At 64.7% G+C, this 18737-nt stretch carries 15 protein-coding genes and 1 riboswitch; of the genes, 12 read left to right on the top strand and 3 right to left on the bottom strand.

The annotated features are described in order from the left end of the window. Positions 1-2112, top strand: a 2112-nt coding sequence (locus FBY03_RS12655) for a type I secretion C-terminal target domain-containing protein (RefSeq protein WP_178090656.1), incomplete at its 5' end; no start/stop codon positions are given. Positions 2113-2183: 71 nt separating this feature from the next. Then, positions 2184-2522: a tryptophan synthase subunit beta gene (locus FBY03_RS12650; RefSeq protein ID WP_147172729.1), complete on the top strand. Its 339-nt coding sequence runs from the start codon at positions 2184-2186 to the stop codon at positions 2520-2522. A 14-nt stretch (positions 2523-2536) separates the two neighbouring features. On the opposite strand, the gene lapD is transcribed toward FBY03_RS12650, so the two are convergent. Then, positions 2537-4471, bottom strand: coding sequence for a cyclic di-GMP receptor LapD (gene lapD, locus FBY03_RS12645; RefSeq protein ID WP_147172728.1), 1935 nt, complete (start codon positions 4469-4471; stop codon positions 2537-2539). A gap of 22 nt (positions 4472-4493) precedes the next feature. Continuing rightward, positions 4494-5177 carry a cysteine protease LapG gene (gene lapG, locus FBY03_RS12640; protein WP_147172806.1) on the bottom strand — a complete coding sequence of 228 codons (684 nt, stop codon included), beginning with the start codon at positions 5175-5177 and terminating at the stop codon, positions 4494-4496. 138 nt (positions 5178-5315) lie between these two features. Here lapG and FBY03_RS12635 point away from each other — a divergent pair, with 138 nt between their 5' ends. After that, positions 5316-5708, top strand: a complete 393-nt coding sequence (locus FBY03_RS12635; protein ID WP_147172727.1) for a hypothetical protein — start codon at positions 5316-5318, stop codon at positions 5706-5708. Between the two features lie 7 nt (positions 5709-5715). Here the strand turns inward: FBY03_RS12635 and FBY03_RS12630 are convergent, their stop codons facing one another. Beyond that, the gene (locus FBY03_RS12630; protein WP_147172726.1) at positions 5716-6195 is read right to left on the bottom strand and encodes a hypothetical protein; all 480 of its coding nucleotides are present in this window, start codon (positions 6193-6195) and stop codon (positions 5716-5718) included. A 416-nt stretch (positions 6196-6611) separates the two neighbouring features. Further along, a riboswitch (guanidine-I (ykkC/yxkD leader) is annotated at positions 6612-6721 on the top strand. A gap of 65 nt (positions 6722-6786) precedes the next feature. Between FBY03_RS12630 and FBY03_RS12625 the strand changes: the two genes are divergently transcribed. The 9 genes from FBY03_RS12625 to FBY03_RS12585 all read left to right on the top strand — a co-directional run bounded on the left by FBY03_RS12625 (position 6787) and on the right by FBY03_RS12585 (position 18736). Continuing rightward, positions 6787-7854 (top strand): putative urea ABC transporter substrate-binding protein, encoded by a 1068-nt coding sequence (locus tag FBY03_RS12625; protein ID WP_147172725.1) that lies wholly within the window; start codon positions 6787-6789, stop codon positions 7852-7854. A 102-nt stretch (positions 7855-7956) separates the two neighbouring features. Then, positions 7957-8772, top strand: a complete 816-nt coding sequence (locus FBY03_RS12620) for an ABC transporter permease (protein ID WP_147172724.1) — start codon at positions 7957-7959, stop codon at positions 8770-8772. Beyond that, entirely contained in the window at positions 8769-9563 is a 795-nt protein-coding gene (locus FBY03_RS12615) for an ABC transporter ATP-binding protein (RefSeq protein ID WP_147172723.1), read from the top strand. Before FBY03_RS12620 ends, FBY03_RS12615 begins: the two co-directional genes overlap by 4 nt. 11 nt (positions 9564-9574) lie before the next feature. Beyond that, on the top strand, positions 9575-10303 hold the full coding sequence (locus tag FBY03_RS12610) for an urea amidolyase associated protein UAAP1 (RefSeq protein ID WP_147172722.1): 729 nt from the start codon (positions 9575-9577) through the stop codon (positions 10301-10303). A 10-nt stretch (positions 10304-10313) separates the two neighbouring features. Next, positions 10314-10949: an urea amidolyase associated protein UAAP2 gene (locus tag FBY03_RS12605; protein WP_147172721.1), complete on the top strand. Its 636-nt coding sequence runs from the start codon at positions 10314-10316 to the stop codon at positions 10947-10949. A 300-nt stretch (positions 10950-11249) separates the two neighbouring features. Then, positions 11250-14894: an urea carboxylase gene (uca, locus tag FBY03_RS12600; protein WP_147172720.1), complete on the top strand. Its 3645-nt coding sequence runs from the start codon at positions 11250-11252 to the stop codon at positions 14892-14894. 107 nt (positions 14895-15001) lie between these two features. Beyond that, positions 15002-16807, top strand: a complete 1806-nt coding sequence (atzF, locus tag FBY03_RS12595) for an allophanate hydrolase (protein ID WP_147172719.1) — start codon at positions 15002-15004, stop codon at positions 16805-16807. 241 nt (positions 16808-17048) lie between these two features. Further along, a complete protein-coding gene (locus FBY03_RS12590) occupies positions 17049-18521 on the top strand; it encodes a sensor domain-containing diguanylate cyclase (RefSeq protein ID WP_147172718.1) in 1473 nt (490 codons plus the stop codon). Then, on the top strand, positions 18518-18736 hold the full coding sequence (locus FBY03_RS12585; RefSeq protein WP_147172717.1) for a cysteine-rich CWC family protein: 219 nt from the start codon (positions 18518-18520) through the stop codon (positions 18734-18736). Before FBY03_RS12590 ends, FBY03_RS12585 begins: the two co-directional genes overlap by 4 nt. Position 18737: the final 1 nt, after the last annotated feature.

Here is an 18737-nt window from a genome sequence, read left to right as displayed (position 1 = left end):
AACGATGGGCAGAGCCTGACCGACAGCTTCACCTACAGCCTCACCGACGGTGACGGCAGCAGCACCACCGCGACCCTGGCCATCACCATCAACGGGGCGAACGACGCACCGGTCAACATAGTGCCAGGTATACAAAACACTGCCGAAGATGTGTCCCGCGTGTTCAACAACACCAATGGCAATGCCCTCTCGGTGAGCGATGTCGACGGTGGAACCCTAACCACCACGGTCGCGGTCACTCACGGCGTGCTCACCGCCTTAGCCTTTGCTGGCGCCACCATCAGCAACAACGGAAGCGCCAGCGTCACCATCAGCGGCAGCGCGGCGGCCATCAACGGCGCCCTGAATGGCTTGACCTACAAGCCGACTGGCGATTACAGCGGTACGGCACAGCTCTCGATGAGCACCAGTGACGGTACCGCGAGCGATGTCGATACGGTGACCATCAATGTAACCCCAGTAGCCGACGTGCCGACCGTCTTCGCCCATGTCAGCAGTCAGGGGATGGTGGCGTCGAGTACAAGCCTACTTGCTGACAACTTCAACACCGGCAACTTAAGCGGCTGGACACCCACGGCCCTGCGCGGCAATACCTTTGCGGAAGTGCCGGGAGGCAATGGCAAGACACAGACCGAAGCGCAACTGTTCAATAGCGTTGCCTGGACTGGCCAGACAGGTAACAACTCCAACGAAGTGACCAACTTTGGCAACAGATGGACGCTGAACAACTCCACCGGTGCAGATAGCAGCCGATCGCTGACCTATAACCAGAATGGCAACAGCGGTTCGGACGATGCGCAAGGCTTTATGCAATACACCGGCACCAACTTGACGGCTGCTGAAAAAACAATGACCAGCTACGTCATTTCCACCGAGTTGTTTGCCGACGCCAGCTCCGCCCAGGCCAACGGTATTGGCGTGGTGTTCGGCTACGTCGATGCGAACAACTACTTACTCGCCCGCTGGGAAAACCCGAGTGCGGACTATGCCCCGGGAGCAAGTCTCTTCAATTCTTACCCGGGCCAATACCAGCAGTTATCGCTGGTGCAGATCGTCAATGGCACTGCAGTCGACCTGGCGGCCGCCAGTTTCAACGGCGATGACTGGTTCAATCTGAACATCGCGGTGAGCAATACCGGCATCCAAGTGACGGCCAGGGATCTAACCGACAACACCACCACCACGCTGAACTATGCCTACGGTTCTGTCACCGGTGGCGCCACGACGGCACCGGCGCTGAACAATATCGGTTTCTATTCCTTCGATAACGATACGGCGGTGCGCTTCGACAATCTGTCAATCAACAGCGGCGAGTATCGCTACAGTTTGAGCACCGAGACCTACCTCAGTGACACCGACGGCAGCGAATCCCTCTCGGCCATCAGCCTGACGGGCATTCCGAGCGGCGTGACACTGACCGATACCACCACCAATAGCGCGATTAGCGTTGTCGGTGGTGCGACAACAGTCGTATCCGGTCATACCATCAGCATGGTCTCGCAGACCGCCCTGACCGATGCCCAGATCAATGCCATCACCACCCGCGTAACAGCCACAGAGTCAGTTGGCGGCAGCAGTGCCACCGCCTCCAATAGCGTGAAAGTCGACAAGACGGCAGGCACTAGCGGCGATGACTGGCTGGAAGGTACCTCCGGCAACGACACCTTGAACGGTGGCGCTGGCCACGACGTACTGATCGGCAAAGCTGGCAATGACACGCTGCTTGGCGGAGACGGCAATGACCTGATATTCGGTGGTTCCGGCAATGACACGCTCACCGGTGGCAGCGGCGCCGATAAGTTCGTTTGGAAAGCCGGCGATACGGGCAACGATAGGATCACCGACTTCAACGTCGGCCAAGGCGATCGCATCGATATTCACGACCTGCTGGTAGGTGAAACCGATGCCACCATCGACAATTACCTGCAGGTAGCGACCAGCGGCGGAACCTCGACCCTGCTGATCAGCACCACAGGCCAGTTGAACGCTGGCGGCGGTGCTGCGGCCAATGCCAATACCTCAATCGAACTGACTGGCGTGGACCTGTCCGGTAGCAGCATCAACTCGCTGATTGCCGGTGCCGACCCGACCATCAAGATCGACCATAGCTGACAGCCATAACCCCGCCACCTCTGGTGGCGGGGTTATGCTGAGCATGAGCCGGAAACAGCAAGGAGAGGTCGATGTATTATGTGAAGCGCGATAACTACGGCAATCTGCAACGAGTCGAGGCGGCGCCGTTCGAGGAGATGAACGGCGAACTGACCGCCGATAGCCAGGAAGCTCAGGCCTGGTTTGCCAACCAGGCAGTGGAGAATAGCCTGCTGAAGTTGCAGCAGAGCGACCTGGACATGATCCGGGTACTGGAAGACCTGATCAGCGTGCTGATCCGCAAGGGCGTGGTACGCATCACCGACTTGCCCGAAGTGGCACAGGCCAAGCTGGTAGGGCGCAGCAAGGCCCGTGATGCCTTGGGCGGGCTGAACCGGCTGATCAATGACGATGAGTCCGAGTTGATCTGACCGGTTTGCTTCCCTTACTGCCAGGGAGCCGGCTCACCGAACAGACGGCCCTGCACGCCTTCGATACCCATTGAACGCAATACCTGCCACTCACCCTCGGTCTCGACCCGCTCGGCAATCAACGGCAGGTCGATGCTGTTGGCTGCTCGCTGCATGGCCTCGATAAACAGGCGCTTGTCGTTTTCCTGGTCGATGCTGCGAATGTAGCTGCCATCCACCTTGAGATAGCCCAGGCCGAGCTTGGCCAGATTGCCGATCATGCTGAAGCGTCCGCCGAAGTGCTGCAGTCCCAGATCGAAGCCCAGGCTGTGCAGACGCTGAGTCATGGCCTCAAGCAGGCCCTGCTCGGGCAACTGGTCTTCATCCAGCTCGAGGGTCAGGCGCGGCCCCAGGTGCGCATGCTGGCCGAGCATTTCGTACAAGCTGGCCAAGACTTGCGGCTCACGCACCGTGCTCCCTGACAGGCTCAGGGCGACCTGTTCGGCGTGAGTCTCCATCTGCGCCAGTACCCAGCCAAGCATCGCCAGGTCCAGACGAGCCGACCAGCCGAAGCGCTCCAGCCAGGGCAGAAAGCGTCCAGCCGGAATCAGCTTGCCCTGCTCGTCGAGCAACCGCGCCAAGACCTTGTGGTGCAAGATACGGGCGGGATCAGCGGCACTGACTACCGGCTGAAAATGCAGCTGAAAACGGCCCTGTTGCAGCGCCTGATCGAGCAGGCGGTACCAGCTCTGGCGCTCGTCGGCGCCCGGACGCTGCGCGCCATGCTCGCTGCACGCCCAATTCTGCAGGGTCTGGCTGGTCGCTTGCGCCAAAGCCTCGTCCAGGCTGCGATAGAGGTTCGCAGTCTCGTCGCCCGGGGCGAAGGCGGTCATGCCGAGATGCGCCAGCGGCAGGAGGTCGGTGACTTCGGTCTGCTGCAGGCTGGCCAAGCCCGCGGCGAGACTCTCGGCCAGCTGCTCGGCTTCATCCCGGTCCAGGCCCGGGGCGAGGATGACGAACTCGCCACCGCGGTTGCGCGCCAACAGGTAGCGACCCTGGCAGAACTGCTGCAACTGCTCGGCCACGGCCTGGATCAGCTGATCGGTGCGCTGGCCACCCAGGCGCTGGTTGAGCCCAGCCAAGTCGTTGATCCGCAATAACACCAGAAAACCGCTGCAGGCTTGCTCCTCGACGCTCAGGCGGGCATGCAACTGCAGATCGAAGTAACGCCGGTTGGCCACGCCGGTGAGGCTGTCCTGATAGGCCTCGGCGCGCAGTTCTTCGCTGCGCGCGGCCTGCTCGGCAAACAGAGCCTTGAGCTTCTCCACCATCTGATTCATGGCCTTGACTACTCGGCGAAATTCCGGGGTCTTCGGTAACTCTGGCAGGCTGAGAAACTCGCGACGGGCGATGGCGTTGGACTGCTCGACCATGTAATCCAACGGACGCAGTTGGCGCTTGAGCAACAGCACGCCGAGGAGCACGCAGAGAATCCCGCTCAAGGCCAGCCAGAGCAAGCTGCCGAGGGCGCTCTGCCAGAGTTTGCCGATCGCGAACAGCGGGTGACTGATCACCTCGACCCGCGCCGCCTGGCGCCAGCCATCGCTGACAATGGCATCGCCCCGGGCCGGCTGCAGGTCAACCAGCCGCGCGAACCACTGCGGCGCCTCGCCAGCGACCGGTACGCCACTGCGCTCGACCAGCAGCGTGTCGCTGCTTAGATCGACCACGCGAATGCTCTCGAAATAGCCGCTGTCGAAGATCGAGCTGACCATCAGTTCGATCATCGCCGGATCACGCACATGCGGGCTCAGCGACAAGCCCAGAGCAGTCGCCGCATCTTGGGCATGGGCACGCAACTGGTTGACTTGCTGCTCGCGTGAGCTCTCCACGCTAACCAGAAAGCTGCCAGTAAAGTTCACCAACATCAGCACACAGATGGCGATGAACAACTGCTTGAACAGTGACATGAACGGCTCCTTTGGGCCGGCCTTAGGGAAAGCCCTCGGCCCGCATTTTCCTCAATAGATCTTGCCAGCGCGACAGGCGCTTGCTGTCCCCGACGTGCTTGTCGCCCCGACTGCCGGGCAGCCACAGGCCCTCGGCATTGAACGCGTAAACCGGTAGCAGATCGTTGCGTTGGCTGGCCGGCTGAATGGCGTCGATCAAGTTGTCCAACACCAGCGGCATGGCGTTCGGCTGTGCGTAGTAGGTGACCACCATGTGCGCCTGGTTCAGGCGCAGCGCCTTGACGTATGTGATGCGCAGCTTCTCGCTCGGCACACCCAGTTGGCGCAGGCTGAAGTACTTGGCGATGGCAAAGTCTTCACAGTCCGCCCCGCCCAGCAGCAATGCCTCGACCGGGGTGGCCCAGTAATCCTTGACCCGCCACAGGTCGATATCATCGCGAAACCGCAGGCGCAGGTTGAAGAACAGGTTAACCGCCTTGAGCTGCGTCATTTCATCGAGCCCGACCTGCTCCTGCAGCAGGCGCTGCCAGTCGTCGAGCCGCCCACGCCCGGCCCCCAACGGCCCGTATAACTGCTCGGCTCTTTTACTGATGAGGGTGAAATCCCAGTCGGCCTGCAGCGCACCGACGCCCAGCAAAGCGGACAGCAGCAAGGCTGACGCTGCAGGCCAGCGACGACACGCACGCAGAGCGTTGAGACAACCCATCAGCAAGCCGAGACTTCCATATGTCAGGATGATGGCCATGGTGCGGGGGCGATGTAAAAAAAACAATCGCCAGAATACTGACGGAGCTCGAAAGTCCGCCCGAAGACGCGCTGGCTGACCACCGCACGACCCTGAGCCATGTGGCAAGCTGCTCAGCGCAGGGTCAGCGCAGTCGGCGCCTCGCTGCAGCCGCAGCAACCAAAGGAAGATCCTGATATCCAGCAGGTTGCCGGCGACCTCGACATCGCCCAGCAGCGCACCTTCGAACAGGCATCTGCGCCGCTCAGCAGGGTATCTAGGTGGGGTTTATCGACGGACATTCTAAGTTTGCCACCCTGGCACAGTGGCCGTGGCGGACGCCAGGCCTGGTGGCTGCCGCTTACCACGGGGGGATTGTCACAACAGTCAGCCACGCCGGACACAACCTGGCCCCGACAGCACTGCCCCGGCGTGAACAGATCCACCAGGAAGATCGTCGGCGACCCCACGCACCGGCCCAAGGGCCTGTGCATGGGCAACACCGACTATTGATTAGCCTTTAGTTGTGGCGCCACTGCATGCCGCGTCGCCCATCGTCACGCGAGCCCTGGTCGTGCCGTTGGTACCTCGGTGTACGCTCTTGCGGATCGAAGCGCTGCCCGTTCCATCCCCGCCGTTGTTGCGTATCACGATAGTCATAACGACGCTGGTCGTGGCGCCCCTCAAGCCGGTGGTCCGAACGCCGCTCATGATTGGAAAAGCGTGCCGGGGGGGCCGGCAGATAGCGGCGCTGGTCGTGGCGTTGTTGGTAAAAGCGCTGCTGGTCATACCGCTGGTTGTCAAACTGGCGCCGGTCATAACGCCGATTGTCGTAACCGTAATGCCGCGGCACGACATAGACCGGGTAGCGCTGCACCTGATAGGGGCTGGCGTAATAGCGATCATGGCCACGGTAAGCATGATCGTAACCGTCGCCGTACACCGCACAACCGGTCAGGGTCAGGCCTAGCAGTGCAACAAGTAGAACTCTGTAGGACATAGTGGCCTCCCGCGATCACTGGAACGGCGCAGACCGCTGTCGGCACCTGGGATCGTCTCTCACAAAATCAGACCGCCGACTCCTGCTCCCAGTGCGCTTCCTCCCCGCCTATTCGATGACCAATTGTTTCAAGGTACGCGCGGTGGCCAGTCCTGCGGCGTCTCGACCGCCACTGCCTACGGTTGAGCCGCAAGCGCCAACCTCGTGCCGACGACGGTCGGCATGCCAGGAAGACGCCCCGCGAAGTAGCACAGCGCAGCCACTGCGCACCATCACGGCGCAGGCGCCCCAACCCCGTTAACGACAGCGTCGCTACAACCCTCAGGCTAGAGCCGCCGGCATAACTGGCACGATGTTCGCTTATCCCTGAGCGTGCAGGAATAACCCGGCTTGCCGGGATCGCGGCACCACAATTTGCAATAGCCGACTAGGGTTCCGGCCCGCCGATCAGAGGATCGACGGGTGGCTGGTCCGAGAGTTGGCGACCTCCTTCGAGGTTACACGGCGGGATAAAAGCCCGGGAGAACGCGCCCCATTCGTGGGGAGACCGCCGCGCACTCCTGCCGTCCCTACTCGAACTGGAGGTTCCATATGCGTACGCCCCGCCTGATCGCAGTACTCGCCGCCGGCCTCGCTGCCGCCATCAGCTTCAACGGCCACGCCGCCGCCAAAGACAACTTCAGTGTCTGCTGGACCATCTATGCCGGCTGGATGCCCTGGGAATATGGCGCCGCCGAAGGCATCGTCGACAAGTGGGCAAAAAAATACGACATCACCATCGATGTGGTGCAGATCAACGACTACGTCGAGTCGATCAACCAATACAGCGCCGGCCAGTTCGACGGTTGCACCATGACCAACATGGACGCCCTGACCATCCCGGCGGCCAGCGGTGTCGATTCCACCGCGCTGCTGATCGGCGACTTCTCCAACGGTAACGACGGCATCGTCATCAAGGGTGAGAACAAGACCCTCGGCGACCTCAAGGGCCAGCCGGTCAATCTGGTCGAACTCTCCGTGTCCCACTACCTGCTGGCCCGCGGCCTGGAAAAAGTTGGCCTCTCCGAGCAGGACCTCAGCGTGGTCAACACCTCGGACGCCGACCTGGTGGCCGCCTTCAGCACCGCCGATGTCCAGGCGGTCGCCACCTGGAACCCACTGCTGGCCGAGGTCGCCGCCACCCCGAAGGTGACCCAGGTGTTCGACTCCAGCCGGATCCCCGGCGAGATCATCGACCTGATGGTGGTCAACAGCGACACCCTCAAGGACAACCCGGCCTTCGGCAAGGCCCTGACCGGTGCCTGGTACGAGATCATGGCGATCATGAGCGCCGATACCGCAGAGGGCAAAGCCGCCCGCGCGCACATGGCCAAGGCCTCCGGCACCGACCTGGCCGGCTACGAGGCGCAACTGGCGGCGACCAAGATGTTCTATGCGGCCAAGGATGCCGTGGCCTTCGCCAACAGCCCGAAACTGCCGGCGACCATGAGCAAGGTCGCGAGTTTCTCCTTCGACCACGGCCTGCTCGGCGAGGGTGCGCAGAGCAGCGATGCCATCGGCATGGGCTTCGCCAGGAACGTGGTCACCGGCGACAAGGGCAACCTCAAGCTGCGCTTCGACCCGAGTTATATGCAGATGGCCGCCGACGGCGCGCTCTGAGGGGAATCGCCGGAGCGGATTTATTCGCGATTGCGCCCCCGGCCATCGCGGATAAATCCGCTCCCACACCCGCAATCCCATGAGCGCCCTAGGATACGTCACATGCGCCTGATCAACCGCCATCCCGACCGCAGCGGCCGTCTGTTGCTGATACTGCTGCCCTTCGCCCTGCTGCTGTTCGCCTACTTCACCGGGTCGGCGCAGCGCCTGGCGGACAATCCCATCGACAAGCTGTTGCCGAGCGCCACGCAGATGGCCGCGGCGGTCGATCGCCTGGCCTTCACGGCAGACAAGCGCAGCGGCAACTATCTGTTCTGGCAGGACAGTGCCGCCAGCCTCCAGCGCCTCGGTATGGGCCTGGGCATCGCCGCGCTGCTCGGCCTGTGCCTGGGCATCGCCGCCGGGACCCTGCCGCTGTTCAGCGCGTCGCTGTCGCCACTGCTCACCGTGCTGTCGATGGTGCCGCCGCTGGCGATCCTGCCGATCCTGTTCATCAGCTTCGGCCTCGGCGAGCTGGCCAAGGTCATGCTGATCGTCATCGGCATCACCCCGGTGCTGGCCCGCGACCTGGAGCAGCGTGCCCGCGAGATTCCACCGGAGCTGCTGATCAAGGCGCAGACCCTCGGCGCCAGCACCTGGACCCTGATCCTGCGCGTGGTGCTGCCGCAGATCCTGCCGCGCCTGTTGATCGCCCTGCGCCTGGTGCTCGGCTCGGCCTGGCTGTTTCTGATCGCCGCCGAGGCCATCGCCAGTACCGACGGCCTCGGCTACCGGATCTTCCTGGTGCGCCGCTACATGGCGATGGACGTGATCCTGCCCTACGTGGCCTGGATCACCTTGCTCGCCTGGCTGATGGACCTCGGCCTGCGCCAGCTCACCCGCCTGGCCTTCCCCTGGTATGCAGGAGCCAAGGCATGAGCGCGTTCATCACGGTTAAAAACGTCTGGCAGGAGTACGGCGACCAGGTCGTGCTCGAACGCCTGAACCTGAGGATCAACGAAGGCGAGTTCTGCACCCTGGTCGGCGCGTCCGGCTGCGGCAAATCGACCTTCCTGCGCCTGCTGCTCGGCCAGGAACGCGCCAGCCGCGGCGAGATACGCATCCAAGGCCAGCCGCTGACGGACGAGCCCGATGCCAGCCGCGGCGTGGTGTTCCAGCGTTACTCGGTGTTCCCCCATCTGAGCGTGCTGGACAACGTCGCCCTCGGCCTGGAGCTGCCGCGCGCGCCGCTGTTTGGCCGACTGTTCGGCGCGGGCAAACGCCTGGCGCGGGACGAAGCGGCGCAGATGCTGAGCAAGGTCGGCCTCGGCCATGCCCTGGACAAATACCCCAGCGCGCTGTCCGGCGGCATGCAGCAACGCCTGGCGATTGCCCAGGCGCTGATCATGCAGCCGCGTGTACTGCTGCTCGACGAGCCCTTCGGCGCGCTCGACCCGGGCATTCGCAAGGACATGCACGCGCTGCTGCTGGAGCTGTGGCACGAGACCAAGCTGACCGTGTTCATGGTCACCCACGACCTGAGCGAGGGCTTCAGCCTCGGCACACGCTTGCTGGTGTTCGACAAGGTGCGCCTCGATCCCCATGCACCGAACGCCTTCGGCGCGCGCATCACCTACGACATCCCCTTGAACAGCGACCGCCGCGCCACCCGCGCCGCCGTCGAGGCGTTGCCGTCGCACATCAGCGGCAACCTGCACCCGGCCCTGTAAGGACTCTCTCCATGACTGCCTCACTCACCCTGCGCCCCACCCTCTACCAAGAAACCCTGCCCGGCGGCGGCCACAGCTCGTTCGTGCTCAAGCGCGGCCAACTGCTGCGCCTGACCGATCTCGAAGGCGGCGCCAACGTCAGCCTGCTGCTGCTCAACGCCCATGAGAAGAGCGAACGGCTGAACCTGCCGGACAGCCTCAAGTGCCAGCACACCGCCAAACTCACCGCCGGCCACTGCCTGTACTCGGACATGGGCCGGGTGCTCGCCGCCATCACCGCCGACACCTGCGGCTGGCACGACAGCTTGGCTGGCGTGCTCAATGCCGAGGAAGTACGGGAGAAATACGGCGCAGGCCGTTACCAGGAACTGCGCAACGGTTTCTTCCGCAACGGCGTGGACAACCTGCTGGTGGAACTGGGCAAGTGGAACCTGAACCTGCAGGACCTGCTGATGTGCCTGAATCTGTTCAGCAAGGTCAGCGTCGATGGCGACGGCGCCATGCACTTTCAGCCCGGCAACTCCCAGGCCGGCGACTACCTCGAACTGTACGCACCGATGGACTGCCTGGTCGTGCTCAGCGCCCTGCAACACCCTCTGGACCCCAACCCCGCGTACGCGCCCAAGCCGGTGCAACTGAGCTGGCACCGGGTCGAGAGCGACGGTATCAGCGTGCTCTGTCGCACCTCGCGCCCGGAGAACGCGCGTGGCTTCCACAACACCGAACGTCTGTATCTCTGAGGGCTGCCCCATGACTCTTATCCGAAGCGACAAGCACCCGGAAGCCGCCGTGTACCGCGCCACCATCGGCGCCGGTGAACCCTTCCTCTGCGAGGTCAAGGCCGGGCAGACCCTGCGCCTGCTCGACCTGCAAGGCAACCAGGCGGTCGACACCCTGTTCTACAGCGCGCGCAACCCGCGCGAGCGCTATGACCCGCAGCGCACCCTGCGCAAGCAAAAGCGCGTCTACCTGACCACCGGCAGCGTGCTCTACTCCAACCTGGGCAACCCGCTGCTGAGCATCACGGCCGACACCTGCGGCCGCCACGACACCCTCGGCGGCGCCTGCGCCCAGGAGAGCAACACCGTCAGGTACGCGCTGGACAAGCGCCATATGCACAGCTGCCGCGACAACTTCCTGCGTGCCAGCCTACACGACGGCCGCCTGGAGAAACGCGACATCGGCGCCAACATCAACTTCTTCATGAACGTGCCGGTAACCCCCGAGGGCGGCCTGACCTTCGAGGACGGCATCTCCGCCGCCGGCAAATACGTCGAGCTGAAGGCGCACATGGACGTGATCGTGCTGATCTCCAATTGCCCGCAGCTGAACAACCCGTGCAACGGCTACAACCCGACCCCGGCCGAGGTACTGGTATGGGACTGAAGCGACGTTGTCCCCGTAGCCCGGATGCCATCCGGGAATCCAGCGCCGCCATGCCCCGGATTGCATCCGGGCTACGCAGCTGGCTACTGCGCCTGTGCCAGAGCCGCTCCGGGCAGTGTTTGCAGAACAAGCCCGATAACACCGCTAACCCGTAGGAGCCAGCTTGCTGGCGATGCTTTGCGTCGCCGCTGATCGCCAGCAAGCTGGCTCCTACAAGAAAACCGCATTCCAGCCCCGGACGACCGGGGTGCAGACCGAATACCGCGGGACGGCCCGCCTGCCCTTTGCAGGGAAACAACCATGTTCGACACACTGCTGATCGCCAACCGCGGCGCCATCGCCTGCCGCATCCTGCGTACTCTCCATGAACTGCACGTAGGCAGCGTGGCCGTGTACGCCGAGGCCGACGCCGCCAGCCTGCATATCCAGCAGGCCGACCAGGCCCACAGCCTCGGCGAAGGCCCGGCCGCCACCACCTACCTGGTCGTGGAGAAGATCCTCGCCATCGCCAAGGCCAGTGGCGCCAGCGCCATCCACCCCGGCTACGGCTTCCTCTCGGAGAACGCCGCCTTCGCCGAAGCCTGCGAAGCGGCCGGCATCGCCTTCGTCGGCCCGACGCCTGAGCAGCTGCGGGTGTTCGGCCTCAAGCACACCGCCCGCGCCCTGGCCAAGCAGCACGGGTTGCCGATGCTGGAAGGCACCGAGCTGCTGGAAAGCCTCGAGGCGGCGCTGAGCGCAGGTGAAACTATCGGCTACCCAGTGATGCTGAAAAGCACCGCCGGCGGCGGCGGCATCGGCATGCGCGTGTGCCACTCGGCCGAGGAGCTGAGTGATGCCTTCGACGCGGTCAAACGCCTGGGACAGAACAACTTCAGCGACGCCGGCGTATTTATCGAGAAGTACATCCAGCGTGCCCGGCACTTGGAGGTGCAGGTGTTCGGCGACGGTCGCGGCGAGGTGCTGGCCCTCGGCGTGCGCGACTGCTCGGTGCAGCGGCGCAACCAGAAGGTGCTGGAGGAAACCCCGGCGCCGAACCTGCCCGCCGGCATGGCCGAACAACTCTGCGCCGCGGCGATCCAGCTGGCCAAGGCGGTCAACTACCGCAGCGCCGGCACCGTCGAATTCGTCTACGACAGCGCGGCCGAGCGCTTCTATTTCTTAGAAGTGAACACCCGCCTGCAGGTCGAGCACGGCGTCACCGAACAGGTGTGGGGCGTCGACCTGGTGCGCTGGATGATCGAACTGGCGGCCGGCGACCTGGCCCCGCTGAGCGAGCTGGGCAAAGGCCTCAATCCCAGCGGCCATGCGATCCAGGCACGCCTGTACGCCGAAGACCCGGGCCGCGACTTCCAGCCCAGCCCTGGCCTGCTCACCGCCGTCGAGTTCCCCCAAGCCGATGGCCAGGCGCTACGCATCGACACTTGGGTCGAGGCCGGCTGCGAAATTCCGCCCTACTTCGACCCGATGCTCGCCAAGCTGATCGCCTGGGCGCCGAGCCGCGACCAGGCCAGCCTGGCGTTGGACCAGGCCCTGGCCGACACCGTGCTGTATGGCGTGGAAAGCAACCGCGACTACCTGCGGCAGATCCTGCGCAACGCGCCCTTCGCCAGCGGCAGCCCCTGGACCCGCTGCCTGGAAGGACTGGTGTACCGCGCCAATACCTTCGAAGTGCTGGCCGCCGGCACCCAGACCACGGTGCAGGACTACCCCGGCCGCCTCGGCTACTGGGCGGTCGGCGTGCCACCGTCGGGACCGATGGACGACCGCGCCCTGCGCCTGGGCAACCGCCTGCTGGGTAACGAACAAGGCGCCGCCGCCCTGGAAATCACCATGAGCGGGCCGAGCCTGCGCTTCAACACCGATGCACTGGTGGCGGTGACCGGCGCGGTGATTCCGCTGCTGCTCGACGGTGAACCACAACCCATGAACACCGCCCTGCTGATCAAGGCAGGCAGCAGCCTCAACCTGGGCACCATCGCCGGCAGCGGCGCGCGCAGCTACCTGTGCCTGCGCGGCGGCCTGCAGGTGCCGGATTACCTGGGCAGCAAGAGCACCTTCACCCTCGGCCAGTTCGGCGGCCACGGCGGCCGTGCCCTGCGCGCCGGCGATGTGTTGCACCTTTTACCTCTCGCCGAGGCGCATGCCGGCGCACAACTGCCCGCAGAACTGTGCCAGCCGCTGCCAGCCGTGCGCGAGATCCGCGTGATCTACGGCCCCCACGGCGCCCCGGAATATTTCACCGAGGCTTACATCGACACCTTCTTCGCCACCCCCTGGGAAGTGCACTTCAACTCCAGCCGCACCGGCGTGCGCCTGATCGGGCCCAAGCCGGAATGGGTACGCGACAGCGGCGGCGAGGCCGGCCTGCACCCCTCGAATATCCACGACAACCCCTACGCCATCGGCGCGGTGGACTTTACCGGCGACATGCCGGTGATCCTCGGCCCGGACGGCCCCAGCCTGGGTGGCTTTGTTTGCCCGGTGAGCATCATCGAGGCCGACCTGTGGCAGCTCGGCCAGCTCAAGGCCGGCGATAAAGTCAGGTTTGCCCCGGTTAGCATTGAGGCTGCACGACTACTGGCCAAAGCCAAGAACCTTGAGTGCGCTGACCTGCGTGGGAGGGGCTTTAGCCGCGAAAATGCTGTCGCTCCTATCGCGGCCAAAGCCCCTTCCACAAAAGCCATAACGGCCCTCCCCTCGCCCATCGTCCTCGACATCGGCCAAGGCGACTGCCGCCTGGTCGCCCGCCTGTCCGGCGACACTCACCTGCTGCTGGAAATCGGCGAGTCGGAGTTGGACCTGGTGCTGCGCTTTCGTGGCCATGCGCTGATGCAGGCGCTGGAGGCGAAGAGCCTCAACGGTGTCATTGATCTCACTCCGGGCATCCGCTCGCTGCAGCTACACTACCAGCCGGAAACCCTGGCACTCAACGACCTGCTCGGCATAGTCGCCGGCGAATGGGATGCGGTGTGCGTCGCCCAGGACCTCAGGGTACCGTCGCGCATCGTCCACCTGCCGCTGTCCTGGGACGACCCGGCCTGCCAGTTGGCCATCGACAAGTACATGACCACGGTGCGCAAGGACGCGCCCTGGTGCCCGAGCAATCTGGAGTTCATTCGCCGGATCAACGACCTGCCGAATCTCGACGAGGTCTACCGCACGGTATTCGAGGCCAGCTACCTGGTGATGGGCCTGGGCGACGTCTACCTCGGCGCGCCGGTGGCCACTCCGCTGGACCCGCGTCATCGCCTGGTCACCACCAAGTACAACCCGGCCCGCACCTGGACCGCGGAGAACTCGGTGGGCATCGGCGGCGCCTACCTGTGCGTGTACGGCATGGAAGGCCCCGGCGGCTACCAGTTCGTCGGCCGCACCCTGCAGATGTGGAACCGCTACCGCGAAGTGGCCGCCTTCGACGACAAACCCTGGCTGCTGCGCTTCTTCGACCAGATCCGCTTCTACCCGGTGAGCGCCGAGGAACTGCTGCGCATCCGCCGCGATTTCCCCCTCGGTCGCTACGACTTGCGCATCGAGCACAGCGAACTGCACCTGGCCGACTACCAGGACTTCCTCGCTGCAGAGGCCGAGGGCATCGCCGCCTTCCGCCACCAGCAACGCGGCGCCTTCGCCGCCGAACGGCAGCGCTGGATCGACTCTGGCCAGGCGCACTTCGACAGCGAGGAGGTGGCAGTCGAGATTGGCCAGGACGTTGCCCTCGGTGCCGGCCAGCACGGCATCGACAGCCATATCGCCGGCAACCTCTGGCAGGTGCAGGTGGCGGTCGGCGACCGAGTCAAAGCCGGCGAGACGCTGGTGATTCTCGAGTCGATGAAGATGGAGATCCCGCTCACCGCGCCGCGTGACGGCCTGGTTCGGGAAGTCCGCGTGCAGCCAGGCTCGCCGGTGCGCGCCGGCCAGTGCGTGGTGGTGCTCGAAGAAGCCTGACAGAGAAGCCCAACCGGCCGCACGGCCGGCCGGCCGGCCCATTGACGATGCCTCGGCATCGCTGGTGGATGGATACAACGCCATCCACCCAACAGAGGACGCGACCTATGCAGCACGAATTCGACCTGCGCCTGAGCGCCTTGCAAGCCGCCTACAGCGATGGCAGCCTGACCCCGCGCCGGCTGATCCTCGCCCTGCGCGAGAAAGCCATGGCGCTCAACTCCGAGTTCAACCTATTCATCCACCTGCTCAGCGAAGCCGAGCTGGAGCCCTACCTGGCCGCGCTGGACGGCAAGACCGCGGCCGAGCTGCCGCTGTACGGCGTGCCCTTCGCCATCAAGGACAACATCGACCTGGCCGGCGTGCCCACCACCGCAGCCTGCCCGGCCTTTGCCTATCTGCCCGAACAGAGTGCCACCCTGGTCGCACAGCTGATCGCCCTCGGCGCGGTGCCCCTGGGCAAGACCAACCTCGACCAGTTCGCCACCGGCCTCAACGGCACCCGCTCGCCCTACGGCGCATGCCGCAACAGCCTGCACCCGGACTACCCGTCCGGCGGCTCCAGCGCCGGTTCGGCGCTGGCCGTGGCCCTTGGCGTAGCCAGCTTCGCCCTCGGCACCGACACCGCAGGCAGCGGCCGAGTGCCGGCGGCGCTGAACAATCTGGTCGGCCTCAAGGCGACCAAGGGCCTGCTCTCCACCGCCGGCGTGGTACCGGCCTGCCGCACCCTGGACTGCGTCAGCTACTTCAGTGCCAGCGCCCGCGAGGCCAGCCAGTTGCTCGCGCTGACCGCCATGCTGGATGCGCGCGATGCCTACAGTCGGGGCAACCCGCTGTGGAATGACGCCAGCGCCTTCGGAGTTCCGCGCCCAGGCTGGCGCTTCGGCGTGCCCAAGCAGCTGGAGTTCCTCGGCTGCCCGGAGAGCCCGTCGCTGTTCGCCAGCACCATCGAACGGCTCAAGGCACTCGGCGGCGAAGCCATCGAGATCGACTTCACGCCCTTCCTCGAAGCCGCGCGCCTGCTCTATGCAGGCCCCTGGGTCGCCGAACGCTACAGCGTCGCCGGCGAACTGATCGAGGCCCAACCCGACGCGGTACTGCCGGTGATCCGCGCCGTGCTGGAACAGGCGCCGGGCACCAGCGCGGTGGACGCCTTCCGCGCGCAGTACCGCCTGCAGGCGCTCAAGGCCGAGTGCGAGCGGATCATGGCCGAGCTCGACTGCGTGCTGACCCCGGCCTACCCGCGCCCGGTGACCCTGGCCGAACTGCAGGCCGAACCGGTCGCCCGCAATTCCGACCTGGGCCATTACACCAATTTCATGAACATGCTCGACTACGCCGCCGTCGCAGTGCCGGCCGGTTTCATGGCGGGCGGCCTGCCCTGGGGCGTGACCCTGTTCGGCCGCGCCTTCACCGACCAGTACCTACTCAGCCTGAGTGATGCCCTGCAGCGCCACAGCGACCTGCCGCTGGCCGGTGAACGCGCCTTGCAGCTGACGGCCCCAGCCAACCTGGCGCGCAACGACCGCGCCCGCCTGGTGGTCTGCGGCGCGCACCTGGATGGCCTGCCGCTGAACTGGCAACTCAGGCAACGCGGTGGTCGACTGATCGAAACCACCCACAGCTCGGCCGACTACCAGCTCTATGCCCTGGCCGGCGGCCCACCGTTGCGCCCTGGCATGCTGCGGGTCAGCCAGGGCGGCAGAGCTATCGCGGTGGAAGTCTGGGAGCTGCCCAGTAGCGAGCTGGGCTCGTTCCTCACCGGCATTCCCGCCCCCCTCGGCCTGGGCCGGGTGCAACTGGCCGACGGCCGCTGGGAGACCGGTTTCATCTGCGAGCCCTGCGGCATCGAAGACGCGGTAAACATCAGCCACTTTGGCGGATGGCGCGCCTTCCTCGGCAGCCTCAGCTGATGGCCGCGCGGGCTTGGCTGACGCCGGCCCGCGCGGCTCAGCCGCTAGAAGCCACTCGGTTGCCACACCGGTTCGAGATTGTCGCTCGACTTGCAGCCGCAGCAGGTCGGCGACCGATCCGGGCGGTTAGTCCGGCAACCATCCACGCCGCATAGCGCAGCCAGCCTTGCCCTGCATAGCCATTCTGGTATCCCGGGCTAGGCCGGGCTAGGATAGCGGCCATTATTCCCAGGCTTTCCCCATGCAGCAGACCCCGCCCATCCATCGCCAGCGCTACCTGCTGCTGTTCCTCCTGCTGTTGCTCGGCAGCGGTTTTCTCGCCACCTCGCTGGCCAGCTACTACGCCGCGCTCGAGACGGTGCGCGACAATATCGTCAACACCGAACTGCCGCTAACCTCGGATAACGTCTACTCGGAAATCCAGAAGGACCTGGTCCGCCCCGTGCTGATTGCCTCGATGATGGCGCGCGACACCTTCGTCCGAGACTGGGTGATGGCCGGCGAGCAGGACACCGCGCAGATGACCCGCTACCTCAGCGAGGTGCAGGAACATTACGGCGCAGTCACCAGCTTCTTCGTCTCAGAGAACAGCCACACCTACTACCAGGCCAAGGGTGTGCTGAAACAGGTCAAGCTCAGCGAACCGAGAGACGACTGGTACTTTCGCGTGCGCGACATGCAGGCGCCCTACGAGATCAATGTCGACGTCGACATGGCCAACCAGGATCGCCTGACCTTCTTTATCAATCACCGGGTGTTCGACTATCAGCAGCGCTTTATCGGCGCCACCGGCGTCGGCCTCACCGTGGATGCGGTGGTGCAACTGATCGACGCCTACCAACAGCGCTACGGGCGCAGCGTGTTCTTCGTCGACGCCAGTGGGCGTATCGCCCTCACGGGTGCCAAGGGTGGTCCACTGGGCGCGCAATCGGGCCAGTTGCTCAGCGAAGTGCCGGGCCTGGAAGCATTGCAGGCCACACAGTCACAGCCGCAGAGCGGCAATTTCGAGTACCAGGCACAGGGTCGCGAACATTTCCTCAACGTGCGCTTTATTCCCGAGTTGAACTGGTATTTGTTCGTCGACAAACAGGAAAATGGCGCCCTGGCCGGTATCCGTCGTTCACTCTACGTAAACCTGCTGATCTGCCTGCTGGTCACCGGCGTAGTGCTCGGCCTGGTGAGCATCGCCTTGCGCCGCTATCAAGCGCGTATCGCCACCCTGGCCACCACCGACTCGCTCACCGGCTTACCCAATCGTCGCGGCTTCGATCTGCTGGTCAATCAGGCGATCCAGGAGTCGCGCCGCGAGCAGAGTCCGCTGTGCGCGTTACTGCTCGACCTGGACAACTTCAAACAGCTCAACGACAGTCAGGGTCACCTCGCCGGTGACGAAGTGCTGCGCGGCTTCGCCCAGCAGCTGCAGAACAACCTGCGCCAGTCCGACATCATCTGTCGCTGGGGCGGCGAGGAATTTATCCTACTGCTCAAGAACACCACGCAGCAACAGGCACACCAGCTGGGGGAAAAGATTCGCCGGCAAACCGAGCAGACCCCCTTCCTCTTCAACGGCACCGCCCTGCAGGTCACCGTGAGCATCGGCCTGAGCGCGCTGCGCGCGGGCGATGCGCTCGACCACTTGCTCGCCCGTGCCGACCAGGCGCTCTATCGAGCCAAGCAAGCCGGGCGTAACCGCCTCTGCGAGGACGCCACATGAGCGCTCAGGCCCTCACCTGCCCACGCTGCGGCCAACCCAACCAATGCGCGCAGGCCAACGCGCAAACGCCCGTGACGCACTGCTGGTGTTTCGCCGCGCACATCGAGCCCAGCGTGCTCGACAGCCTGCCGGCCGAGCTGCGCAATCGCGCCTGCCTGTGCCCGAGCTGCGCGCAAGCGCTGCCGCCGGGCGACACCGAAGCTACCGCCCGCTAGC

Origin of the sequence: Pseudomonas sp. SJZ079, from assembly GCF_007993865.1 — a bacterium.
Lineage (GTDB): Bacteria > Pseudomonadota > Gammaproteobacteria > Pseudomonadales > Pseudomonadaceae > Aquipseudomonas.
Note: the sequence above shows the minus strand (reverse complement) of the source record. Positions and strands in the feature narration are given on the sequence as shown.